Genomic DNA, 22696 nt, shown 5'->3' on the forward strand with positions numbered 1-22696 from the left:
TAAACATGGGTTAAATTAAAATAAAAACTGTCGAATAGAGGAAGGAAAATAGAAAGCAATAGCGAACTTATACACAACCGTAACTAAAGATTAGAATAACTTCTTGTGAAAATACCTTAAAGGAGGAAATATAATCTGTCCTATCGAATTTTTCATTAACGTTAGCTTAGTTGGGAGATATATTTATGGGTTATATTCCTGACGAAGTGGTGGAAGAGATATTACAAAAGGCTGATATCACGCAGATTATTTCCGAATATGTTTTGCTGAAAAAGCGAGGTACAAAGTACTTTGGCATTTGCCCCTTTCATCAGGAAGACACGCCTTCTTTTTGTGTGACTCCGGAAAAACAGATTTTTTACTGCTTTGGCTGTAACGTCGGCGGCGATGTATTTAAATTTTTTATGCTTAAAGACGGGCTAAGCTTTCCCGAGGCCGTTCGCCTGGTAGCACAAAAAGTAGGGGTGTTGATACCGGATAGATATAACAGGTCTAAACAAAGCAAACAGCAAAGGGAATACCGTATCATTGCCGCTACAGGCAAGCTATACCATAAATTACTTTTCACTCCGCGAGGGCAAAGGGCCCGAAACTATTTAAAAAATCGCGGGGTATCCGATGAAGCGGTTCAAGCTTTCCAAATCGGTTACGCACCTTCCGGTTGGGATAACCTAATAAAATACTTCTTATCGAAAGGTTGTCAGATAAGCGAACTGGAATCATTGGGTTTGATTATTAAAAACCAACAGGGCAACAGTTACTATGATCGCTTTAGAAACCGGTTAATGCTGCCTATTTGTGACGCTGCCGGAAGAACAGTGGGTTTTGGCGGCCGGGCACTGGATGACAGCAACCCCAAGTATTTAAATACACCGGAAACAGATTATTTTAACAAAAGGCATTTGCTGTACGGATTGCATTTGGCGAAAGGAGCAATCCGCCAACAGGGTTATGCAGTGGTAGTAGAAGGTTATATGGATGTTATCGCCGCTCATCAGCGCGGCATAAAAAATGTAGTGGCGTCTATGGGTACTGCATTAACCCGGGAACAAATAAAGCTGCTAATGCGTTATACCGAAGAAATAGTGGTTGCTTATGATGCCGATGCAGCCGGAATAAAAGCTGCCCTTAGAAGTTTAGATTTAATTCAGGAGCTTGGGTGCAGGGTCAAAATTTTACAAATTCCTCAAGGTAAAGACCCTGATGAATTTATCAGAGCTAATGGTGTGGCAGCTTGGAACGAATTAATTAAACAGGCGTACAATTTAATTGATTATAAATTATACACCGCATTGAAAAAAGGAGTTCCTACATCGGTTGCCGAAAAAGTATCTGTGCTTAGACAAGTTCTGCCCAACTTGTCTAACATTAAAGACCCGGTGGAACGTGAAGAAAACATTAAAAAAGTATCGCTTGCTTTAAATATAAGCTGGGAAGTAGTTATCAGTGAGTTAAAAAGATTTAGAGCAAAAGGGCATGAAATTTGGCAAAAAACGGATAACTACGCCAAAAATACATATACTATAAAGCCAGTAGACGCTGCGCACCAAGCCGAGTATTTGGTTCTTGGCTTAATATTATCAGATTATAATCTTTTTTCAATAGCAAAACAAGAAATTAAGGCCGATTACTTTCAAAATAAAAATTTACAAGGCATTTTTAACTTGCTGCTGCAAAGTAACGGTGATGAATTGAAAAACCCGGTGCAATTGATGTCAAAAATGGATGAAGGCAGTCAGCGCCTTTTCAGCAGGCTGTTAACAGAGGAAATACCCGGAGAAAATTCCGTTGAGATACTTTGCGATTGTATTAAAACAATGAAAGAAGTAGCTCGTAAAAAGCAAGAGGAGCAAATATTGTACCGACTTAAAGAAGCGGAAAGTCAGGGAAACCAGCAACTCGCCACAAAGTTATTGATGGAATTGCAGCAATTTCACCAAAAAACGAATTAAGATTTGCCCTAGAGGGGGGAAGAGACATGCGGGAAGAACAAACTCAAGAATATTTTAAGGAACTAATGTCCAAAGGGAAAAAGCGTGGAGCCCTTACTTATAAAGAAGTAATGGATACTTTGCAGGGCGTAGACTTAACACCTGAGCAAATTGATGATATCTATGAAAAACTGGCCAGCAACGGAATAGAAGTTGTGCCCGATGCCAGTGATCTGGAAAGAGTTGATGATCACCATGAAGAAGAACATGATGAAGATGTAGATTTAACTGTGCCGGAAGGCGTAGGCATAGATGATCCCGTGCGCATGTATCTAAAAGAAATTGGGCGTATTCCGCTTTTGACGGCAGAAGAAGAGGTAGAATTGGCCAAAAGAATGCAGCAAGGCGATGAAGAAGCTAAAAGAAGATTGGCGGAAGCCAACCTTCGCTTGGTAGTCAGCATTGCCAAGCGCTATGTTGGCCGGGGCATGCTGTTTTTGGACTTAATTCAAGAAGGCAATTTGGGATTAATTAAAGCCGTTGAGAAATTTGACTACACTAAGGGCTTTAAGTTTAGCACCTATGCCACTTGGTGGATTAGGCAAGCCATTACCAGAGCGATTGCCGATCAGGCGCGAACAATTCGTATTCCGGTACACATGGTGGAAACAATAAACAAGTTAATTCGCGTTTCCCGTCAATTACTGCAAGAATTGGGACGGGAGCCTTTGCCGGAGGAAATTGCTAAAGAAATGGGTATTTCAGAGGAAAAAGTTCGCGAGATAATGAAAATCGCTCAAGAACCGGTATCTCTGGAAACACCGATTGGTGAAGAAGAAGATTCCCATTTGGGTGATTTTATTGAAGACCATGACGCGAAAGCGCCGGCAGAGGAAGCATCCTATACTTTGCTGCGAGAACAGCTGGATGATGTGCTGCATACCTTGACTGACAGAGAGCAAAAAGTACTGCGGCTGCGCTTTGGCCTTGATGACGGCCGGGCACGGACACTGGAAGAAGTAGGTCAGCAATTTGGTGTTACCCGGGAACGCATTCGTCAAATAGAAGCAAAAACTTTACGCAAATTAAGACATCCCAGCCGTAGTAAAAAACTGAAGGATTATTTGGACTAAAAACTATAAATTGACATTAAAAAAGTATTGACCTAACCACATGAAATGGGTATAATAATAGTTGCCGATGGCGCTCCTCGATAGCTCAACGGTAGAGCAACCGGCTGTTAACCGGTAGGTTGTAGGTTCGAATCCTACTCGAGGAGCCAATATTTATGTTTAGGGCCCATAGCTCAACGGTAGAGCATCCGGCTCATAACCGGCTGGTTCTAGGTTCGAATCCTAGTGGGCCCACCAAAAAAGTATATTAAAGTCTATGGCCCCTTGGTCAAGTGGTTTAAGACACCGCCCTTTCACGGCGGTAACACGGGTTCGAATCCCGTAGGGGTCACCATAAATCCGGGCGATTAGCTCAGCTGGGAGAGCGCCTGCCTTACAAGCAGGAAGTCGGCAGTTCGAGCCTGTCATCGCCCACCAAAAAACCCTGCAGTTTTTCTGCAGGGTTTTTTCATAAGAAACCGCCTTTTCTTTACCCACTTACAGTTTGCGAAAACATATCAGTCGTCATCGTCCCATGGATTATTCCAACCACCGTAGCCCGGCCAACCGTACCCCGGTCGGCCGTATCCCGGCTTGCCGTAGCCCGGCCAACCATATCCCGGCCTGCCATATCCGGGCCGACCGTATCCCGGCCTGCCATATCCGGGCCGACCGTACCCCGGCCAACCATATCCCGGCCTGCCATATCCGGGCCGACCGTACCCCGGCCTGCCGTACCCCGGTCTGCCGTACCAGGGGTCGTAATAATAACCGCCTCCCCAACCACCGTAACCCTGTCTGGGTTTAGCCTGCCTCATGTTGCATCCTCCTTATCTCACTTAGTTAACTTACCTGCCCTACTAAACTGAACCCATTGCCAAAAGACATAAAAACTCTTATGCCCATACAGTATAAGATATTGCCATTGTTGGCAAAATGTTACATGATCTGGTTAAGTTTATAGAGAGTAATATTATTTAATCAGAAAAGGTAAATTAACCTACTTTGGAGAAGTATATAACCATGAATGAGAAAAGTTTATCCCATCGACTTTTAGCAATCAGTAAATTTATACCCCAAGGGAAAGTTGTTGCCGATATTGGCACGGATCATGCCTATCTGCCTGTTTATTTGGTAAAATCAGGTCGATGTCCGTTGGTTTTTGCTTGTGATGTTAAAGAGAAACCGCTGCAAGCGGCCAGAAGAAATGTGCTTGCTAACGGATTGAGTTCCCAAATTAAGCTGCGTTTAGGTGACGGCTTGAGCGTACTGCAGCCGGGTGAGGCTCAGGTGGCAGTTATTGCCGGCATGGGCGGCAACACTATAGTAAAAATATTAGAGCAATCCCCTGAGGTCTTAAAGGAAATTGAGATATTGGTGTTACAGCCTATGGGCGATGAAGAGAGTTTAAGGCGTTGGCTAATTACCAACGGCTGGTGCTTGTCTGATGAAACCCTGGTACTGGAAGACGGCCGCTTGTACAGTATTATTGTCTGCCGGCCGGGACAAGAGCGGTTATATGCTGCAGAAGTTTTAGAGCTTGGCCCCAGGTTAATTGAAAAAAAGCATCCGTTATTGCCGCTTTTAATCAACAAGCTGGAAGAGAAATATTCTTTAATATTACAGGGGTTATCCCGCAGCAACAGGCATGAGGCGCAAAAAAAAGTTAAAGAAATAAAAGATAGATTACAGGCCTTAAAGGAGGTAGCTGAGAATGTCGGTAAAAAATAAAGATATTTTTAAGATCATAGAGGAGCTTGCTCCTAAAGGCTTGGCTGAAGATTGGGATAATGTCGGACTGCAAGTTGGCCGGCCAACTGCTGAGGTTAAACGGATTATGTTAACACTGGACTTAGACAGGGATGTTTTGCAGGAAGCCATAGAAAACAAAATAGATTTGGTGATCACTCATCACCCGCTGTTAATGAAAGGAATTAAAAATATTGATGCCGATACCCCAAAGGGAAAAATCATTGCCGAATTGTTAAAACACGAGATTACGGTGTATGCTGCGCACACTAATTTAGACATTGCCGATGGCGGGGTAAACTGTGTATTGGCCGAAAAAATCGGCTTGGAAAATGTTTCTGTATTACATCCTACCGGAGAGCAAAAATATTTTAAGCTGGTGGTATTTGTTCCGTTGGGCCACTTAGAGGAGGTAAGAACCGCTTTAGGTAAAGCAGGAGCGGGATGGATTGGCAATTACAGTGATTGTACCTTTCATACCACCGGTATCGGCACTTTTCGTCCGCTAGAAGGTACCAACCCTTACATTGGGGCACAAGGTAGGCTGGAAGAAGTTGAAGAGGCACGCTTAGAAACAATTGTTCCGGCAGAAAAGCTGTCAGAAGTAATCAAAGGGATGATATCAGCCCATCCTTATGAAGAAGTGGCCTATGACTTGTATCCGTTAAACAACCAAGGTGCTGCCTATGGCTTGGGCAGGATTGGCTACTTGCCCTCAGAAACTACTTTCGAGCAGCTTGTGCAGCACATAAAGCAATTGTTAGGTCTGAAAGCGATAAAAGCGGGCGGGCAAGCAAGTAAAACGGTGAAAAAAGTGGCAGTATGCGGAGGTTCTGCAGGTGAGTTGTGGCGGGCAGCTGCCATGAAGGGTGCGGACGTCTATATTTCCGGTGACATTAAATATCACACCGCTCAGGATATATTGGCCGCCGGCATGTCTTTTATCGATGCCGGACATTTCGCAACTGAACGACCGGCAGTGGATAGATTATATGATTACTTGACTGCCCGCTGTGCCGAACTTAATTGTGAGGTGCAAATTGTTGTCGCAAAAAATCAAAAAGATACTTTTGATTATTATTAAGATGAGGTTGTATGGAATTGCCTCATCTTATTTTTTTATCGGTTCAGCCGTTATTTTAATTTAGGGAGGCGTTAAGATGAAGGTTGTTAAACAATTATGGGACATTCAGGAATTGGAGACGGCTCAGTTTGAGCTAGAAAGGTTAATGAAAAATAACGAATTGGTTGGGCGGCTGAGGCAGGTTAAAAAAGATATTCAGGACGAACAAGCCAAGTTTGACTGTTTACAAGCAGAATATAATTTTCTAAAAAACGAAATAAAGCAGTTGGAAGACAGGCTGCGAACCCAAGACCAAGAACTGGCCGCCCTCAACAACAAACTTTACGGCGGTCAAATGAACAGCATAAAAGAAATTGCCGGTGTCCAAACACAAATAGATAAAATTAAGCAAAAAATATCAGTACATGAGGAACAAGGTTTATGCCTATTAGAAAAACAGGACAAACTAAAATATTCATTGAGTCAGGCGGCAGAAAACTTACAGAAACTAAAAACATTGTTTCACACCGTCCGAGAAGAATATTCTCGGCAACAGCGGCAGTTAAAAGAAGAGTTAAGCAAATTATGCAGCAGTAAGGAGAATAAATATCAGCAAGTAAGGAAAGATGCACTGGAATTGTATTTAGCATTAAAAAAAGAAAAGAAAAAGCCGGTAGCTAAAGTAGTAAACGGTGTGTGCGGCGGCTGTAGGTTAGTTTTGACATATGACAAACTAAGGGAATTAAAAGCAAAAGAGTTTGTTCAGTGCGACCATTGCGGGCGGCTGATATTTATGGAATAAGGCGGCTTACATTTTAACCACTTGCCTTTTAGGCAGGTGGTTTTTTGTATCTCTGACTTCATTAAGGTTGTTGGATATTTTTTAAGCACATTTGTAACAAAACTTATTAACATGCCATATAATGTCATGAACATTAAAAACAAGGAGGCAGATATCATGGGCTACTACGGTGCCGGCTGTGATTATCCGGGCGGCGGAGGCCAGCAATATCCCGTTTACCCGTCTTTCATTATTTACTTGATATTAATCCTGCTGGTATTTGGCTCTGCCTATCATCCCGGCCATCGTTGTTAGGGCAAAAATTTTTAGGAAGTTGTAACACCTTAAAGTAACATGCAATATAATGTCACAAATAATAAAAAGGAGGTAGTTATGTATGGGTGGTTATTATGGCGGATATCCTAATTATCCATCTTTTATCATCTTCTTAATTCTGGTATTGTTGGTGTTTGGTTCCGGTTATGGCTACGGCCCTTGTGGCTATTACGGCGCTGAAAAATAAAGGTGCAATTATATAACAGCTAAAGCTTTAGTCAAATGATAAAGGGAGGCATGTATATATGGGCTGGTATGGCGGAGCATATCCCAACTACCCATCTTTTATCATCTTCTTGATCCTGATTTTGTTGGTCTTCGGTTCCGGATACGGTTACGGCGGCTATGGCGGCTATTACGGTGTTGAAAAGTGATTCCGCGTAATGTCATAAATAATAAAAGGAGGCATGCATATATGGGCTGGTACGGAGGCGGATATCCTAATTATCCATCTTTTATCATCTTCTTGATTCTGATTTTATTGGTCTTTGGTTCCGGATACGGTTACGGCGGCTATGGCGGCTATTACGGTGCTGAAAAGTAATAGCCTTTAAAGAATAAGACCTCACGATTGCCCGTGAGGTCTTATTTTATCCTCCCAGTGTAATATCCTGTTTTTCGTACCAGCGCAAGGCCTGATATAAGTGATCGGGCTGAAAATCCGGCCACAGATCTTCAACTACGAAAAAGTCGGCATAAATTGATTGCACCGGCAAGAAACCGCTTAACCTTCTGCGGTTGCCCCAACGAATAATTAAGTCTATGCGTGAGATATCCCTTGATGCGATTGAGTTTTGCAGAGTGCCGTCGGTTGCTTTGTTTTGAATACCGTAAGTAAGATCCCACTTCCAACCGTAATTAACCAAAAAGTTTATTTTAATTAAACCTTTACCGAAAGTCTGCCGTGTGGTAAAAGGCAGCAGCTCACGGGGGAATTGGGGTGATTCGGTATTGCCGATAACAAGTAAGGCTGCGTCACGGTTAGCCAGTTTATATACCGCCTCTACACAGGCTTTTTGAAATGCTTTTTTTTGGACGGCCGGGCGCTTAGTATTATCTACTGTAAAGCCGTAAAATGTCACTTCCGGGATTCCCAGCTCCAAACACATTTCATATAAAGTAAAGCCAGGGTCAATTCCATATTTATAACCGGCTTCTTTGGGTAATCCCTTTTTTGCAGCCCAGCGTCGGTTTCCGTCCGGGATTATGCCAATATGTTTGGGGAGGCGTTTAAACTTTTGTTGCATAGGCACCTCATAAAATATGATTGTTAATTGCGTTATTTGTTAATATTTACAATATAAGGCTAAATATACATTAAAATTTAAAAAACTTACCGGGAATTAGTTGTGGTTAATCAGCCTGCGAATTTCGTCACCGGTTAGTGTCTTCTTTTCTTGCAGTGCCTTGGCTACCCCTTTGATTTCCTTTTGGTGTTCGGCTAAGATTTGCTGAACTCTTTGATACTGCGGCTCGACAATTTCTTTGTATAGAGCGGACTTTTCTTCATCATTAAGTGCAGCCCAGGATTGGGGACCGCAAGAAGTCAAGCCGTTGTTGCAGAGTTTAACGACCAGTTCGTGGACTTTATCCAGATCGTCACTTGCGCTTACATAGGCTTGCTTGTCGCCATAGATTATTTTTTCAGCAGCTAAGCCGGCCAAATAAATTCTAATGTTTTTCATTATTTGTTCCTTTGAGGGTAGGCGGGAAGGATTTTCTCCCATCACAAATCCGCTGGGCAGCGATTGCTCAAACCAGTTATTGGCATCGGCAATATCGGAAGGGCTGACAATTTCCGCTCTGATGGTAGAACCCGGGTATTCGATTTCCCTCATCACGGCATGTCCGGCTTCATGAACGGAGATGCGTTCCAGTTCCTCAGCGGTCCAGGGCTGGGGTTTGGCCACCAAACCATACAAGCCACCGGTATAAAATACTGATACCATAAGAGTTAACAGTGATGCTGCCAGCCCGACAATCACTAAGTATGTAGCTACGGTTTTAGTTTTAGCAGCCGCGGCATGTTTTTGTGCTTCTTTCTCTAAATAAGGTGCTAGCACCTTATGAATTAAAAATAAATAAAGGGCACCGATGACAGTGGCGACTAAGGTGTAAAAGGCCAGTTTGTCAAAGGCATCATTAATGTTAATCATAAACTGATAATTTTGTAAAAAAGCAAGTTTAGAAAAGGGAAGATAAGCGATAATCAGGTAGCAAACAGCAATTAACGCAATTATTAATGAGTACATTGGTTGAACCGCCTTTCTTTGTTAGAAAATACATTCTTATTTCGGCGTATGTGTTAAACATCCTTTAATTTCATGGAAGATAAAAAGGACGCCTAATGGCGTCCTTTAAATATGGTGCCACGGGACGGAATCGAACCGCCGACACGAGGATTTTCAGTCCTCTGCTCTACCAACTGAGCTACCGTGGCATTATGTGGTGGGCGATGACAGGTTCGAACTGCCGACTTCCTGCTTGTAAGGCAGGCGCTCTCCCAGCTGAGCTAATCGCCCGTAACTTTTAACAGCAATTAGTATAATAACAAAAAGCCGGGCGTAAGTCAATGTCATATTTAGGTAAATTTTGTAGAACAGGGACTGATTTGCGTGACAAAAGTTTAGCCGTTCAGGTATTACTTATTTTTTTTTTAGTCTAATCATTCCCAATAAAAACAGCATTGCACCGATTGCACCGACAAGAGAGGCATGTTCACCGGCAAATAAACTTGCACCAATGACAATAAAGCCAACCAGTCGTAAAATCCATTGTACTTTAGGAATCAACGGTAACAACTCCTTCTAAAAACTTAATATAAGTATTTCTAAATCAGCCAAATAAGTCCTGCTTATTATTTAAGAATAAATGAACAAATGCTAAGCATATTTTGCAAGGGATAGGAATAGTATATTTCTGGAAAAGCGTTGCCGCTTTAAATTTAATGTTAGACATTTCCATATTTTTTGATAATTAAGCAGGATTAATGATAAAGATGGCGAATACTCTCAATAATAAGCCAAGATATCATACATTATGTAACATGTAATAGTAATATTTACAAAAAGGCAGGCAAAATAATAATTATACTTGTCAACCGCCTATAAACATGTTAAAATTTACACAATCTATTAATTACATAGTTGCCTGACTGACTAAAAAATATAGCTCCAATTGTTTTTGGAAAAATCCGCACGAAAGCCGCTTTTTTTTATCAAGCTGTGTTCGCAAGTTCACAATTAAAAAGCTTTGCTTTTTGATATTTTATAAAATTGCATATTGAAGGGAGGGAGCAGACATATGCCCGGGATGGAAGTGAGAAAGTATGATCCTGAGTTTACTAAAAGGGTTTACAAAACAGATGCCGGCCGCTGGGTAAAGATGTGCATGCAGTGCGGTATTTGTCCTACTACCTGCACGCTCAAAGATATGATGGACAATTCCCCCAGGAGGATAATTCAATTAATCCGTGCCGGTGCTAAGGACGAAGTGCTTAAAAGCAAAACCATCTGGCTATGTACATCTTGCTATACCTGTGCCAGTCGGTGTCCGCGCGGTGTGCCGATGATGGATATCATGCATGGGCTACAGCATATAGCTGCCGAGGAAGGTTACAAACATAACTCCACTCTGATGGCAAAAGTGTATCAGTCAGATGTCTCTAAGCGTGGCCGTATTTGGGAGGGTGGCTTAACCCTTCAATATGGCTTAAAGCTAGGAATTGGGCCGGCGATAAAGTTAGGGCTTGATATGAAGGATGTCGGGTTGGAAATGGTCAAGCATAAACGCTTGTCGTTTATGCCCGGAAAAGGTGTGAAAAACCCCGCTAATCTGCGGAAGGTTCTGCAGCGGGCAGCAGCTCTGGCAAAGGAGGAAGGCTAAGTGAAGTACAGCTATTATCCTGGGTGTGCCAGTGAGGGGACTGCATTAGCCAACTACCATGCCTTTTTAGCTGTTGCAAAGGCCTTAGGTATTGAATTAAAGGAAATTGACGACTGGAACTGCTGTGGTGCTACAGTAATGTCCAGCGCCATTGGGGAATTTCCTGCACAGGTGCTTGCAGCCCGAAATTTGGCTTTGGCTGAAAAGCAACAGCTTGATGTAGTAACTACTTGTAGTTCTTGCTACGCCATCCTGGGTTTAACTAACCAAAAATTTAGGGACGAAAAGTTTAAGGAAAAAGCCAATATTGCGCTGAAAGAAGACGGTTTGCAGTATAACGGAAGTTTAAAAGTACGCTTTGTGTTGGATATTTTGGCAAATGATGTTGGGCCGGAAAGAATTGCGGCGGCAGTGAAGAAGCCTTTAAAAGGTCTTAAAGTTGCCGCTTTTACCGGATGTCAAAGCGTGAGAGCGCTTCCCAGAGAATACGATGATCCGGAATATCCGACAGCAATGGCTAAAATTATTTCAGCACTTGGTGCTACACCGGTGGACTTTGAAAACAGTGAAAAGTGTTGTACCGGTTCCATGGCTTTGACTGCCCCGGAAATTGCCACTAAAGCAGTGCACCCGATTATTGAAGGAGCAGCTAAAGCCGGTGCTGATATAATTGCAACTCCCTGTCCGTTATGTCAAATGAACTTAGATGCATACCAGGCAAGAGCAAACAAAGAATTTAAAACAAATCACCACATGCCGGTGCTGTTTATCACCCAACTGCTGGCATTGGCATTTGGCTTGGATAAGAAAGATGTCGGATTGAACTATTGCATTGTTTCTCCGCAAAAAAAATTAGCTAAATATATGTAGCGAAAAAGGTAGAAAAAACTCAATAAAAGAATGAAATTTTTTTCTCAAACTAGAAGGATTTTTTAAATGAATATGGAATATATAAGCACAAGGCTAAAGAATAAGTTTTAGGCGCAACGGTGCCGGCGCCTAAAAATAAAAGCCCGAGGAGGTAACTTGCTTAATTAAAAGTAATAATACAAAAGCAAGTTATACTCTTCACAAAAGCACCTTCGTTTTAACAACACAATAGTTCGCTACAAAACAATTTGTGAAGGATCTAACCTCCACAAATCGACAAATTTAGCGAACGAATCGGCAAACAAAATATAAGGGAGGTAAAGTAAATGGCATTAGTTCAACCCCATGGTGGGAAACTAACCCCGGTATTGGTTCCAAGAGACCAACGTGAAGAATGGTTAGCTAAGGCTAAAACTCTGCCGGTTATCAGAATGACTTCTCGCGAAACATCTGACGTGTTGATGATTGGTATGGGTGCTTTCAGCCCGCTAACCGGATTTATGAACAAAGAAGATTATGAAAGCGTTGTAAACACTAAGCACTTGGCAAATGGCTTAGCATGGCCGATTCCGATTACTGTTTCAGTAACTAAGGAACAAGCCAAAGACCTTAAAGAAGGCCAAGAAGTTGCCCTGGTTGACGATGAAACCGGTACTTATGTCGGTATCCTTACGGTAGAAGATAAGTATGAGTATGACAAAGTAAAAGAATGTAAAGAAGTTTTCTTCACCGATGATCCTGAGCATGCCGGTGTACAAAAGGTTATGGCTCAAGGTGAAGTAAACGTTGGCGGTTCGATTGTTACTTTCAGCGAGTTAGGTTATGCCACAAAATACGCCGGCTACTATGCGCATCCGGCTGAAACCCGTAAGCTTTTTGAAGAAAAAGGCTGGAGCACTGTTTGCGCATTCCAAACCCGTAACCCCTTGCACCGTTCACACGAGTACTTGTGCAAAATCGGGATGGAAATTTGCGACGGTTTATTCATTCACCCAATTGTCGGTAAGCTAAAGCCCGGCGACATTCCGGCTGAAGTTCGCTTTAAGTGTTATCAAGTTCACCTGGAAAACTACTTCAATCCGAAACACGTGGCAATGAAAGTTTACCCGATGGAAATGCGTTATGCCGGCCCCAGTGAAGCTATCCTGCACGCTATTTTCCGTCAGAACTTTGGCTGCAGTCACATCTTAATTGGTCGTGACCATGCCGGTGTAGGCAGCTATTACACCCCGTATCAGGCGCAAGAAATGTTTGATCAGTTTAAACCTGGTGAAATCCTTTGCCAACCGATTAAAGTTACTGCTGCTTACTACTGCAAGAAGTGCATGGGAATGGCTACTGAAAAAACTTGCCCGCATGGTCCGGAAGACAGAATCTCCATTAGCGGTACTAAAGTTCGGGCTATGTTCGCTGCCGGTGAACTGCCGCCGCTGGAGTTCGGCCGGAAAGAAGTACTGGAAATTCTCACTGAGTACTACCAAAGCCTTAATAAGTAATTGATTTCCTAACTAATTAACTGAAGCTAAGTAAAGGATGGGGTTTGGGGAGAAAAGGTTCGTGTCTGGATAAAAATTTATAACCTTCTCTCCAAACGCCTCAATATAAAACAAAAAAATTATGAGAATAGGAGGTTAAAATTAATGCCTAGTTTTGTAATCCAAGAAAAGTGCGACGGCTGCAAAGGGCAGGATAAAACCGCATGCATGTACATCTGCCCCAACGACCTAATGGTGTTGGACAAGGAAAGAATGAAAGCTTATAACCGCGATGCTTCGATGTGCTGGGAATGCTATTGCTGTGTTAAGATTTGCCCGCAGCAAGCTATTGACGTTCGTGGCTATGCTGACTTTGTTCCGATGGGCGCCAGCGTTGTACCTTTGAGAGGTTCCGACAGCATTATGTGGACTGTTAAGTTCCGTAACGGCACTGTTAAGCGCTTTAAGTTCCCCATCAGAACCATTGAAGAAGGTACTGCAGATCCGACCGGCGGCTATGCAACTCATGATGATCTGAACAGCCAACTTTTATTTGCTGAGCCGGAAGCACTGGGAATGGACCTTCCGACAATTAAAAAGTAATTAACTGATAACTTTTGAAAAAAACAAATTAAATGAGAATAAACGAAGGAGGTTAATATAATGCCGGTTAACTTTGAAACTGTAGAAGTTACTACTGATATTCTGATTCTCGGTGGCGGTATGGCTGCATGTGGTGCTGCCGTAGAAGCTTCCTATTGGGCTAAGAAGCATGGTTTAAAGGTAACCTTAGTTGATAAAGCTGCTATCGACCGTTCCGGTGCTGTTGCTATGGGTCTGTCCGCTATTAACCAGTACCTCGGTCTGGCTAAAGGGGACAACACTGTTGAGCAGTATGTTGAATACGTTAAAAATGACTTAATGGGTATTGCTCGTGATGACTTAGTTTATAACATCGCTCGTCACGTTGACTCTTCTGTACACCTGTTTGAAAAATGGGGTCTGCCCATTTGGAAAACAGAGGACGGCAACTATGTTCGTGAAGGCCGTTGGCAAATCATGATTAACGGTGAATCATACAAGATCGTAGTAGCTGAAGCAGCTAAGAATGCTCTGGGCACCGAAAACATTTATGAGCGCGTATACATTTGCAAGCCGCTGTTAGATGGCGACAGAATCGCCGGTGCTATTGGTTTCAGCACTCGTGAAGAAAAGATTTATGTATTCAAAGCTAAAGCAGTTCTCGCTGCAATGGGTGGCTGCGTTGGCGTATTCCGTCCTCGTTCCACCGGTGAAGGTTTAGGTCGTTCCTGGTATCCTCCTTTCAGTTCCGGTTCCTCTGCAGCTTTCACATTGCTGGCCGGCGCTGAAATGACTTGTCAAGAAGTTCGTTTCATTCCGGTACGCTTTAAGGACGCATACGGCCCTGTCGGCGCTTGGTTCTTGCTCTTCAAATCAAAAGCTACCAACGCTGAAGGCGGCGAATACATGGTTCACAACCGTCCGGAATTAGAAAACTGGGGTCCGTATGGCTTAGTTAAGCCTGTACCCGCTAACTTACGTAACTACCTGAGCATGATCGACGAAAACAAGGGTCTCGGACCTATCTACATGCAGACTGCAGAAGCTATTCATAGATTAGCTGAAGAATATAAAGATGATCCGAAAGCCTTCAAGAAGAAAATGAAGCAATTAGAAGCAGAAGCATGGGAAGACTTCCTCGACATGACAATTTCCCAGGCTATCCTGTGGGCTGCTACCAACACCCAGCCGGAAGAAAAACCGTCTGAAATCGCAGCTGCTGAGCCTTACTTCATCGGTTCACACTCCGGTGCCAGCGGCGCTTGGGTATCCGGTCCGGAAGACATTGCTCCTCCAGAGTACTTCTGGGGTTACACCAATATGACCACTGTTAAAGGATTATTTGCAGCCGGTGACGCTTCTGGTGCATCCAGCCACAAGTTCTCCTCCGGTTCACACGCTGAAGGTCGTATTGCCGGTAAAGCAATGGTTAAGTTCGTTGTAGAAAATCCGGAAATGCCCAACGTAGATCCTGCAGAAGTAGAAAAAATCAAGGAAGAAATTATCAAGCCCTTGAAGCTGTTTGAAGAGCACAGTGGCTACACCACTGACCCGGATGTTAACCCGAACTACATCCTGCCCAAGCAGTATATGTTCCGTCTGCAAAAGCTGATGGACGAGTACTGCGGCGGTGTATCACAAAGATTTACAACCAGTAAGCTTATGCTGGAAAAAGGCCTTGATTACCTGCAACTGTTGAAAGAAGACAGTGAAAACCTGGCAGCTCGCGACTTGCACGAATTAATGAGATGCTGGGAAAACAAACACAGAACTATGCAGGCTGAATCCCACATCCGCTCTGTATTGTTCCGTGAAGAAACTCGTTGGCCTGGCTACTACTATCGTGCAGACCTTCCGAAGATGGACGAAGAAAACTGGCTCTGCTTTGTTAACTGCAAGTACGATCCCAAGACCGGTGAGTGGGACGTATTCAAGAAGCCGCTTATCAGACTGTTTGACTAAATTAGATATTGTCTAAAAATTAATATGGCCCGTGGCCTTAACGGTCACGGGCCATACTTTAGATTATTTTGAGAAGTGCCTATCCTACGACATCTGGAACAGGGGTGAAAAGATGGGTAATAAATCAATATTAGTAGTAGGCGGGGGTATCAGCGGCATTACCGCGGCAGTTGAAGCGGCAGAAGTAGGCTGCGAGGTGTTCTTGGTAGAAAAAAATTCCTACTTAGGCGGAAAGGTTGCGCAAATTAATCAATACTTTCCTAAAATGTGCCCCCCGAACTGCGGTTTAGAAATTAACTTCCAACGAATCAGAAAGAACCCAAAAATAACGGTCATCACAATGGCTGAAGTAGAGAGTATTTCCGGTGAAGAAGGAAATTTTGATGTTACGATTAAAATAAATCCGCGTTTTGTAAATGAGAACTGCACCGCTTGTGGAAAGTGCGCTGAGGTTTGTCCGGTAGAAAGACCTAATGACTTTAATTTTGGCATGGACAATACCAAGGCTATTTACTTGCCACAACAATTTGCTTTCCCGCTGAAGTACGTTATTGACGGTGCTGCTTGTCAAGGTGCTTCATGTGGCAAGTGTGTTGAAGCCTGTGAGTACCAGGCAATTGACTTAAACATGGAAGCTAAATCCATGAAGGTAAATGTTGCTTCGATTATTTGGGCAACCGGTTGGAATTCATACGACCTCACTAAGCTTAGCAACTATGGCGGCGGAAAATTTAAGAATGTAATTACCAATATTCAAATGGAACGCATGGCTGATATAACCGGCCCGACACAAGGTAAGATTGTCCGCCCGTCAGATAATGCCGAGCCGAAAAATATTGCTTTTGTGCAGTGTGCCGGTTCCCGTGATGAACATCACCTCAAAACCTGCTCTTCTGTGTGCTGCATGGCCACCATGAAGCAGATAAACTATGTCAGAGAACAATATCCCGACGCTAACATTACTGTCTACTATATGGATATCCGCACGATGGGTAAGCATGAAGACTACTATCAAAAAGTGCTTGATACTCAAAATGTAACCTTCATCAAAGGTAAGCCCAGTGAAATTAAAGAAGACCCCAACACCAACAATCTGCTGGTATTGGCTGAAAATCAGATTACCCAGGAAGTGACCACACTGGAGTATGATCTGGTTGTATTGGCAACCGGTATGGCACCGGCAACCGCAGACAGCAAAGTTCCGGCAGATGTAAATTATGATGTTGACGGTTTTCTGGTTTCCGGACCTCCAACACCTGGTATCTATGCTGCGGGCTGTACAAGAAAACCCGGTGATGTTGCATCTTCTGTACAGGATGCTACCGCTGCCGTATTAAAGGCTATCCAATCTACGGTGAGGAGGTAACAACATGGACAAAAAGTATGGAGTATATATCTGTACCGGTTGTGGTATTGGCGATGCGTTTGATGTTGATGCCCTGGTTGACGCTGCCAAGGAAAGTAAAGTTTCTGTATGCAAAACCCACCCGTTTTTATGCGGTGCTGAAGGGGTGGAGTTAATTAAAAAAGATATTGAGGCCGAAGGTGTCAACACAATAGTAATAGCTGCCTGCTCGGGTCGGGTAAATTATGATGTGTTTGATTTCGGTCCCGATAAGATTGTTGAGCGTGCTAATTTACGCGAGCAAGGTGCTTGGGTACATGAGCCTGATGATGAAGATACAACAATGCTTGGCGAAGACATTATAAGAATGGCTTGTGCCAAGGTTAAGTCAATGGAGCTTCCGGAACCATTCCAGGCTGAAGATCTGTCCAAGTCGATTTTAGTTGTCGGCGGTGGCATGGCCGGTATTACCGCTGCCTTAGAAACTGCTAAAGCCGGTTATAAAACAACCCTGGTAGAAAAAGAGGCCAGCATTGGCGGCTGGTTAAACAAGCTGCATAAGGTCACCCCCCTGAAAGCCCCCTACACAGAAATGGAAGACCCCAATATCGAAGGCCGGCTTAAGGAGTTGGAAGAAAACAACGTAACTGTTTATACATCGGCTAAAATCAAAAAAATTGCCGGCGCTCCCGGTATGTTTGATGCCTGCATTGATGTTAACGGCAGTGAAGTAAATGAAAGATTCGGTGCAATTGTGCTTGCTTCCGGTGCTGTGCCAGTTAGCAACGACAAGCTTGCATACCTTGGCTACGGCAAATACAAAAATGTGATTACCCATGCCGACTTAGAAGCAATGGCCAAGAACGGTAAGATTGTTCGTCCCTCTGACGGCCAGGAAGCCAAAAAGGTGGTCTTTATTCAATGTGCCGGTTCACGGGATAAAGAACGCCTGCCTTACTGTTCTGCGGCTTGCTGTGTAGAATCTTTGAAACAATCGATTTATGTCAGCGAGCTCAATGCTGATGCCAGCGCCTATATTATCTACAAAGACATACGGGCATCCGGCACTTATGAACATTTCTACAAGAAAGCCCAAGAGGCCGGCACAGTTTTCATTAAAGGAGACGTTACCGGTATCACCGAAGCCAGTGACGGAACATTAACCGTAGAGTCGGAAGATGTTTTACTGGGCGGCAAAGCCCAAATAGAAGGAGCCGACCTGGTAGTATTGGCTACCGGCATGGTGCCGACAACTGCATTGGGTGAAGAATTAGTTGTAGAATCTTCAGGCGAAGCCGAAGAAGAGGCAGCTGCCGCTCAAGAAGAGGAACAAGCACCGCAGGATCTCATCATTGCTTCTGATATATTAAACCTGGAATACAGGCAAGGCCCTGAATTGCCGACCTTAAAGTACGGTTTTGCCGATTCTAATTATATTTGCTTCCCGTATGAAACCCGCCGCACCGGTATCTATGCTGCCGGAACCGTGCGTGCTCCGATGGACATGGCCAAGGCCGTTACCGATGCTACCGGTGCAGCCTTGAAGGCTATTCAATGTGTGGAAGCTACAGCCCGGGGTGCAGCAGTACACCCGAGAAGCGGAGATTTATCATACCCAATCTTTAATATGAACCGTTGCACCCAATGTAAGCGTTGTACCGAGGAATGTCCGTTCGGTGCCATTAACGAAGATGAAAAGACCAACCCATTGCCGAATCCTACCCGTTGCAGAAGATGCGGTACTTGCATGGGTGCTTGTCCGGAAAGAATTATTTCCTTCAAGAACTACTCTGTACCAATGATTGGCAACATGTTTAAGGCTTCCAGTATGCCGGAAGAGTTTGAAGAAAAGCCGAGAATTTTAGTATTTGCTTGTGAAAATGACGCTATTCCGGCAATTGACATGGCCGGTATTAACCGCCTGAAGTACAACCCATGGGTAAGAATTATACCCCTTAGATGCCTGGGTTCATTGAACTTGGTATGGATTAACGATGCGATGAGTGGCGGTTATGACGGCGTATTATTAATGGGATGTAAACATGGTGAGGATTATCAGTGCCACTTTATTAGAGGCAGTGAATTAGCTGAAATCCGCCTTTCCAAGATATCAGAAACATTGGACCGTTTGGGCTTAGAATCTGAACGGGTACGTGCGGTAGAAGTAAACATTATGGATTACATGGAAATACCCAAGATCTTGGATCAGTTTGCAGAAGATCTGGAAGAACTAGGCCCCAACCCAATGAAAGACTTCGTATAATTTGTAATTATAAATAAACAAAATAACTAACTCTGTGATTTATGTGATATGCTCCCTTTATGGTAAACATTTAACACAAAAAACTGTTACCATAGAGGGAGTATTACTTTGTCAGCCGTTTTAATAAACCGCCGATAATATCTAAAAAGTTGATCGGCGAATTATATAATGAATATTTGTACCAGGCTTGCTGGTTTAATTTAACATACATATCCAAGCCGGAATTATCAAGTTTTTGATATATCTTTCTTAACGAAGAAATATTTTCAATATGCTCCTGCAGCGGTTTAACCAAACTGTTGTAGTCTTTACCCTTAATCATCGCTTCTGCCGCTAAAAAACCGCTGGATAAAGCCGCGGTACACCCGGTGCCGGTAAGCCTTTCTGTTAGCCCGGCTGCCCTGCCAACCAATAAAACATTATCCACTTGAAACTTGCTGACTTTGCCCAATGAAAAAGGGGGGAGAATCATTTTGAATTTCGCCTCTAGATCGGATAAGCCTTCATACTCCAGAAACTGCTCAAATTTCTTTTCCATTTCATATTTATCAATACCTATGCCGTAAAGATCAACGATAGCGTGATAATTACTAAAAGGTGTTAAGCGGCCAAATCCCCGACCGGCATATTCGGTATTAAAATAAATTAGCTGGGTACCGGTATCAAACTCTCCTAAGGTTAAAGCAGAGTGAATGTATACCTTCCCACAGTCTTCCCAAACCCCCAGTCTTTTGGCCGCAACATCATTGCCGGTGGCTACAACTACATAATCGTATTTTTTAGATAACTCTTCAAAATCCGCCGGTCGGTTAAAACGCACAGTGGTATGCTGTAATAAACGGCGCAATTGATTTTCTATAGAAGTTTCCTGTTTCCCTCTGGCGAAGAAATAACCAAGTTTCCCCTTAATTACCGCTTTTTCATTTGGTGATTTAAGAATTATTTTGCTAATGGCATCAATTGGATTAAGAATAATGCCATATTTTTTCTCTAAGTAATGTCTTACATTTCCGGCACCTAGTTCAAAGACATTTAACAGAAGAATAACCGACGGCCAGTTCCAACCGATGTCCTGTTCACTCTCAAAAATATCCGGAATAACCCCAGCCTTTCACACTGCAGGGCGCAGGCCATTCCTGCCGGTCCGGCACCGATAATGGCTATGCGCATGTATTTTTTGTCCACTTTAATACCCCCAGGAATCCTTTGCCTTTTTGCATATTTAAAACTGTATATAAGCCTTTTTTATATTTTCCAAAGAAAAAAATTTTTAGTATTTTTTAATGGCAGTAGGGGCCGATAAGCCACAGTAACCCAAATTAATAACCGCTAATGCTGCTAAACGGAGCCTTTGTTTAAATAATAAGTTTAGTCGAAATTTTAGAAAAAAGGAGGAATTTGGCAGCCGGTATAGAATTATAGCCATGCCAAGCTAAAATTGTATTATCTTGTGCTTTTTTTATTTTTCACTACTATATAGCTAGCAAGGAGGGTTAATTAATAATATCTGTTATATAACAAGATTTAGCTTTAAATTTATTAAATTTATGAGCTAATTTTTAAAATAGTAGCTTAGCCAAATAACACAGGAGGGATCAAAATAACATGAAATTTAAGATTGGCACTAAAATTGGCCTGGGCTATACGGTTTTAATTGTTTTAATTTTGGCATTGGGAGTTTACTGCTTTACTATTAGCAATGCTACAAATCATTATTTAAATCAAATTGATCTGCTTAATGATCGTTTAGAATTAGAAAGGGATATTCAAGTATATTTTAACGGAGCAATGGCCGGTCTTAGAGGATATTACAGTACCGGTTCGGTAGAGTTTAAAAATGAATATACTAACAACATGAATCAAATTATGCAAGCATTGGATGAACTAATGAAAATAACCGCTGCGGAAAACAAATCAACGGTGGAAAACTTGCAAAACATGGTGGATGAGTATGATCGCATCGCCAGGGAAGATCTAATTTCTCTCGTTGAGCAACGGATTAAAGCCGACAGTGAAGAAAAGCGAGCTGAAATTGATGTACAATTAAGCTCGGCCAGCTCCAAACAGAAGGTGATGGCTGATGAAATAATGGCTACGATCACAGAGCTGGTTAATAATAACTTTGCCGTTAGAGAACAGTATATTAGTGAGGCGAAGAGCAATGCTGACGGTGTGCAAAGAAACTCTGTCATATTTACTGCGCTGGCACTTTTAGCCGGCTGTATATTAGCATTTGTCCTCACTAATTTAATTAAAGTGCCGATTTTGCGTCTGATTGACGGTGCTAACAAATTTGCCGAAGGAGACTTTAGTGAACAACTGCAGATTAGAAGCAATGACGAAATTGGCGATTTAGGGCGAGCGTTTAACAACATGGCCCAAAGATTAAGTGGTTTAATCAGCAATGTGGCCCAAAATGCGCAAATGCTGGCTGCCCACAGTGAACAACTGGCGGCCTCCGCGGAAGAGGTTAATGCTACCGGTCAAGAGGTAGCCAGTACGGCAAATGAGGTGGCCGCTGCTACTGCCGCCGGTTTTGAAAACGCTAAAAAAGCTGCGGCAGAATCCCATAAGGCCGGACAAGTGGCGCAAGCAGGCAATGAAACGGTAAAACGAGCGGTAGAAAAGATAAATGCCATTGCCGCTTCAACAAACGAAGTGGCAAATTCCATCCGCGGTTTGTATGAATTATCCAGTCAAATTGGCAAGATTACCGGTGTCATTGCCGGCATTGCCGAACAGACTAATCTTTTGGCGTTAAATGCCGCTATTGAGGCGGCCCGGGCGGGAGAACACGGTAAGGGCTTTGCGGTAGTAGCCGATGAAGTGCGCAAATTGGCGGAGCAATCGGCCGATGCTACGGAAGAAATTAATCAACTGATTCAAAAAGTGCAAGACGGTGTGGAAGCGGCCAGTAACGTCATGCAGCACGGAGTTAAAGAAGTAGAAGAAGGTGTACAGTTGGCTTCCGAAGCGGGCCAAGCGTTAGACAACATCATTACATCTGTTAACAGTGCAATTAGCATGATTAAAGAGATTGCTGAAATCTCCCAACAAAACAGCGAGGGCATGGAACAATTGGCAGCCAGCAATGAACAGATATCCTCTACCGTGCAGCAGGTAACTGCCGCCACTCAAGAGTTGGCACATATTGCCGGTCAATTGCAGCAGGCGGTAGAACAATTTAAAATTGCTGCTGCCGCTGACGAAGCATATATAGAAGAAATAAATAATACAGAAGATAATACAGAAGAGACAAATGCTGATGAAGATTTTAAAGACAGTTCTGAAGAAGAGATAACTAAGCTCGATGAAAAATAAAGGCAAAAGAGGTGCGTCAAA

22 protein-coding genes and 6 tRNA genes are annotated in these 22696 nt (G+C 43.1%); 21 read left to right on the forward strand and 7 right to left on the reverse strand.

The genetic code is table 11. The features are described 5' to 3' along the window. Positions 1 to 185: 185 nt before the first annotated feature. From dnaG to ACZ5NG_RS01520, 6 genes are all read left to right on the forward strand, one after another. Positions 186 to 1952: a DNA primase gene (gene dnaG, locus ACZ5NG_RS01495; protein WP_464252259.1), complete on the forward strand. Its 1767-nt coding sequence runs from the start codon at positions 186 to 188 to the stop codon at positions 1950 to 1952. A 26-nt stretch (positions 1953 to 1978) separates the two neighbouring features. Beyond that, a complete protein-coding gene (gene rpoD / locus ACZ5NG_RS01500) occupies positions 1979 to 3064 on the forward strand; it encodes an RNA polymerase sigma factor RpoD (RefSeq protein WP_464252260.1) in 1086 nt (361 codons plus the stop codon). A 74-nt stretch (positions 3065 to 3138) separates the two neighbouring features. Then, positions 3139 to 3213 (forward strand) — tRNA-Asn (locus ACZ5NG_RS01505). Between the two features lie 13 nt (positions 3214 to 3226). Beyond that, positions 3227 to 3301: transfer RNA gene (locus tag ACZ5NG_RS01510), tRNA-Ile, on the forward strand. Positions 3302 to 3322: 21 nt separating this feature from the next. Continuing rightward, positions 3323 to 3398: transfer RNA gene (locus ACZ5NG_RS01515), tRNA-Glu, on the forward strand. 7 nt (positions 3399 to 3405) lie between these two features. After that, positions 3406 to 3481 (forward strand) — tRNA-Val (locus ACZ5NG_RS01520). Between the two features lie 80 nt (positions 3482 to 3561). Here ACZ5NG_RS01520 and ACZ5NG_RS01525 read toward each other — a convergent pair. Beyond that, positions 3562 to 3861 carry a hypothetical protein gene (locus ACZ5NG_RS01525; RefSeq protein WP_464252261.1) on the reverse strand — a complete coding sequence of 100 codons (300 nt, stop codon included), beginning with the start codon at positions 3859 to 3861 and terminating at the stop codon, positions 3562 to 3564. 205 nt (positions 3862 to 4066) lie between these two features. Here ACZ5NG_RS01525 and ACZ5NG_RS01530 point away from each other — a divergent pair, with 205 nt between their 5' ends. The 7 genes from ACZ5NG_RS01530 (at position 4067) to ACZ5NG_RS01560 (ending at position 7516) form a co-directional block, all read left to right on the forward strand. Continuing rightward, positions 4067 to 4774 (forward strand): tRNA (adenine(22)-N(1))-methyltransferase, encoded by a 708-nt coding sequence (locus ACZ5NG_RS01530; protein ID WP_464252262.1) that lies wholly within the window; start codon positions 4067 to 4069, stop codon positions 4772 to 4774. Then, on the forward strand, positions 4758 to 5876 hold the full coding sequence (locus ACZ5NG_RS01535; RefSeq protein ID WP_464252263.1) for a Nif3-like dinuclear metal center hexameric protein: 1119 nt from the start codon (positions 4758 to 4760) through the stop codon (positions 5874 to 5876). The genes ACZ5NG_RS01530 and ACZ5NG_RS01535 overlap by 17 nt, the downstream gene beginning before the upstream one ends. 76 nt (positions 5877 to 5952) lie before the next feature. Continuing rightward, positions 5953 to 6657, forward strand: coding sequence for a zinc ribbon domain-containing protein (locus ACZ5NG_RS01540; RefSeq protein ID WP_464252264.1), 705 nt, complete (start codon positions 5953 to 5955; stop codon positions 6655 to 6657). A 156-nt stretch (positions 6658 to 6813) separates the two neighbouring features. Continuing rightward, complete coding sequence (locus ACZ5NG_RS01545) at positions 6814 to 6951, forward strand: hypothetical protein (RefSeq protein WP_464252265.1); 138 nt, start codon at positions 6814 to 6816, stop codon at positions 6949 to 6951. An 82-nt stretch (positions 6952 to 7033) separates the two neighbouring features. Beyond that, entirely contained in the window at positions 7034 to 7159 is a 126-nt protein-coding gene (locus tag ACZ5NG_RS01550; RefSeq protein ID WP_464252266.1) for a hypothetical protein, read from the forward strand. Between the two features lie 58 nt (positions 7160 to 7217). Continuing rightward, positions 7218 to 7346: a hypothetical protein gene (locus ACZ5NG_RS01555; protein WP_464252267.1), complete on the forward strand. Its 129-nt coding sequence runs from the start codon at positions 7218 to 7220 to the stop codon at positions 7344 to 7346. 41 nt (positions 7347 to 7387) lie between these two features. Beyond that, positions 7388 to 7516: a hypothetical protein gene (locus tag ACZ5NG_RS01560; RefSeq protein WP_464252268.1), complete on the forward strand. Its 129-nt coding sequence runs from the start codon at positions 7388 to 7390 to the stop codon at positions 7514 to 7516. Positions 7517 to 7562: 46 nt separating this feature from the next. On the opposite strand, the gene ACZ5NG_RS01565 is transcribed toward ACZ5NG_RS01560, so the two are convergent. The 5 genes from ACZ5NG_RS01565 to ACZ5NG_RS01585 all read right to left on the reverse strand — a co-directional run bounded on the left by ACZ5NG_RS01565 (position 7563) and on the right by ACZ5NG_RS01585 (position 9764). Next, positions 7563 to 8219 carry an undecaprenyl diphosphate synthase family protein gene (locus ACZ5NG_RS01565; RefSeq protein WP_464252269.1) on the reverse strand — a complete coding sequence of 219 codons (657 nt, stop codon included), beginning with the start codon at positions 8217 to 8219 and terminating at the stop codon, positions 7563 to 7565. Between the two features lie 96 nt (positions 8220 to 8315). Next, complete coding sequence (locus ACZ5NG_RS01570; RefSeq protein ID WP_464252270.1) at positions 8316 to 9224, reverse strand: M41 family metallopeptidase; 909 nt, start codon at positions 9222 to 9224, stop codon at positions 8316 to 8318. Positions 9225 to 9336: 112 nt separating this feature from the next. Next, positions 9337 to 9412: transfer RNA gene (locus tag ACZ5NG_RS01575), tRNA-Phe, on the reverse strand. 6 nt (positions 9413 to 9418) lie between these two features. Next, positions 9419 to 9494 (reverse strand) — tRNA-Val (locus ACZ5NG_RS01580). A gap of 123 nt (positions 9495 to 9617) precedes the next feature. Next, complete coding sequence (locus ACZ5NG_RS01585) at positions 9618 to 9764, reverse strand: hypothetical protein (RefSeq protein WP_464252271.1); 147 nt, start codon at positions 9762 to 9764, stop codon at positions 9618 to 9620. Between the two features lie 511 nt (positions 9765 to 10275). On the opposite strand from ACZ5NG_RS01585, the gene ACZ5NG_RS01590 reads away from it, so the two are divergent. The 7 genes from ACZ5NG_RS01590 to ACZ5NG_RS01620 all read left to right on the forward strand — a co-directional run bounded on the left by ACZ5NG_RS01590 (position 10276) and on the right by ACZ5NG_RS01620 (position 19354). After that, a complete protein-coding gene (locus ACZ5NG_RS01590) occupies positions 10276 to 10857 on the forward strand; it encodes a 4Fe-4S dicluster domain-containing protein (RefSeq protein WP_464252272.1) in 582 nt (193 codons plus the stop codon). Next, on the forward strand, positions 10858 to 11727 hold the full coding sequence (locus ACZ5NG_RS01595) for a CoB--CoM heterodisulfide reductase iron-sulfur subunit B family protein (RefSeq protein ID WP_464252273.1): 870 nt from the start codon (positions 10858 to 10860) through the stop codon (positions 11725 to 11727). A gap of 326 nt (positions 11728 to 12053) precedes the next feature. After that, the gene (gene sat / locus ACZ5NG_RS01600; protein ID WP_464252274.1) at positions 12054 to 13223 is read left to right on the forward strand and encodes a sulfate adenylyltransferase; all 1170 of its coding nucleotides are present in this window, start codon (positions 12054 to 12056) and stop codon (positions 13221 to 13223) included. A 144-nt stretch (positions 13224 to 13367) separates the two neighbouring features. Then, positions 13368 to 13805, forward strand: coding sequence for an adenylyl-sulfate reductase subunit beta (aprB, locus tag ACZ5NG_RS01605; protein ID WP_464252275.1), 438 nt, complete (start codon positions 13368 to 13370; stop codon positions 13803 to 13805). 60 nt (positions 13806 to 13865) lie between these two features. Beyond that, a complete protein-coding gene (gene aprA, locus ACZ5NG_RS01610) occupies positions 13866 to 15746 on the forward strand; it encodes an adenylyl-sulfate reductase subunit alpha (RefSeq protein WP_464252276.1) in 1881 nt (626 codons plus the stop codon). Positions 15747 to 15837: 91 nt separating this feature from the next. After that, positions 15838 to 17112, forward strand: coding sequence for an FAD-dependent oxidoreductase (locus tag ACZ5NG_RS01615; protein WP_464253092.1), 1275 nt, complete (start codon positions 15838 to 15840; stop codon positions 17110 to 17112). A gap of 4 nt (positions 17113 to 17116) precedes the next feature. Next, positions 17117 to 19354 (forward strand): hydrogenase iron-sulfur subunit, encoded by a 2238-nt coding sequence (locus tag ACZ5NG_RS01620; protein WP_464252277.1) that lies wholly within the window; start codon positions 17117 to 17119, stop codon positions 19352 to 19354. 103 nt (positions 19355 to 19457) lie between these two features. Here the strand turns inward: ACZ5NG_RS01620 and ACZ5NG_RS01625 are convergent, their stop codons facing one another. Then, a complete protein-coding gene (locus ACZ5NG_RS01625) occupies positions 19458 to 20201 on the reverse strand; it encodes an NAD(P)/FAD-dependent oxidoreductase (protein WP_464252278.1) in 744 nt (247 codons plus the stop codon). A gap of 758 nt (positions 20202 to 20959) precedes the next feature. Between ACZ5NG_RS01625 and ACZ5NG_RS01630 the strand changes: the two genes are divergently transcribed. After that, positions 20960 to 22675 carry a methyl-accepting chemotaxis protein gene (locus ACZ5NG_RS01630; RefSeq protein WP_464252279.1) on the forward strand — a complete coding sequence of 572 codons (1716 nt, stop codon included), beginning with the start codon at positions 20960 to 20962 and terminating at the stop codon, positions 22673 to 22675. Positions 22676 to 22696: the final 21 nt, after the last annotated feature.

Source organism: Desulfovectis peckii, assembly GCF_055391705.1.

What these genes read in the sequence shown, in the direction of transcription:
- dnaG (WP_464252259.1), top strand. Translation starts at nt 186, where the DNA reads ATGGGTTATATTCCTGACGAAGTGGTGGAAGAGATATTACAAAAGGCT.
- rpoD (WP_464252260.1), top strand. Translation starts at nt 1,979, where the DNA reads ATGCGGGAAGAACAAACTCAAGAATATTTTAAGGAACTAATGTCCAAA.
- ACZ5NG_RS01525 (WP_464252261.1), bottom strand. Translation starts at nt 3,861, where the DNA reads ATGAGGCAGGCTAAACCCAGACAGGGTTACGGTGGTTGGGGAGGCGGT.
- ACZ5NG_RS01530 (WP_464252262.1), top strand. Translation starts at nt 4,067, where the DNA reads ATGAATGAGAAAAGTTTATCCCATCGACTTTTAGCAATCAGTAAATTT.
- ACZ5NG_RS01535 (WP_464252263.1), top strand. Translation starts at nt 4,758, where the DNA reads ATGTCGGTAAAAAATAAAGATATTTTTAAGATCATAGAGGAGCTTGCT.
- ACZ5NG_RS01540 (WP_464252264.1), top strand. Translation starts at nt 5,953, where the DNA reads ATGAAGGTTGTTAAACAATTATGGGACATTCAGGAATTGGAGACGGCT.
- ACZ5NG_RS01545 (WP_464252265.1), top strand. Translation starts at nt 6,814, where the DNA reads ATGGGCTACTACGGTGCCGGCTGTGATTATCCGGGCGGCGGAGGCCAG.
- ACZ5NG_RS01550 (WP_464252266.1), top strand. Translation starts at nt 7,034, where the DNA reads ATGGGTGGTTATTATGGCGGATATCCTAATTATCCATCTTTTATCATC.
- ACZ5NG_RS01555 (WP_464252267.1), top strand. Translation starts at nt 7,218, where the DNA reads ATGGGCTGGTATGGCGGAGCATATCCCAACTACCCATCTTTTATCATC.
- ACZ5NG_RS01560 (WP_464252268.1), top strand. Translation starts at nt 7,388, where the DNA reads ATGGGCTGGTACGGAGGCGGATATCCTAATTATCCATCTTTTATCATC.
- ACZ5NG_RS01565 (WP_464252269.1), bottom strand. Translation starts at nt 8,219, where the DNA reads ATGCAACAAAAGTTTAAACGCCTCCCCAAACATATTGGCATAATCCCG.
- ACZ5NG_RS01570 (WP_464252270.1), bottom strand. Translation starts at nt 9,224, where the DNA reads ATGTACTCATTAATAATTGCGTTAATTGCTGTTTGCTACCTGATTATC.
- ACZ5NG_RS01590 (WP_464252272.1), top strand. Translation starts at nt 10,276, where the DNA reads ATGCCCGGGATGGAAGTGAGAAAGTATGATCCTGAGTTTACTAAAAGG.
- sat (WP_464252274.1), top strand. Translation starts at nt 12,054, where the DNA reads ATGGCATTAGTTCAACCCCATGGTGGGAAACTAACCCCGGTATTGGTT.
- aprB (WP_464252275.1), top strand. Translation starts at nt 13,368, where the DNA reads ATGCCTAGTTTTGTAATCCAAGAAAAGTGCGACGGCTGCAAAGGGCAG.
- aprA (WP_464252276.1), top strand. Translation starts at nt 13,866, where the DNA reads ATGCCGGTTAACTTTGAAACTGTAGAAGTTACTACTGATATTCTGATT.
- ACZ5NG_RS01620 (WP_464252277.1), top strand. Translation starts at nt 17,117, where the DNA reads ATGGACAAAAAGTATGGAGTATATATCTGTACCGGTTGTGGTATTGGC.
- ACZ5NG_RS01630 (WP_464252279.1), top strand. Translation starts at nt 20,960, where the DNA reads ATGAAATTTAAGATTGGCACTAAAATTGGCCTGGGCTATACGGTTTTA.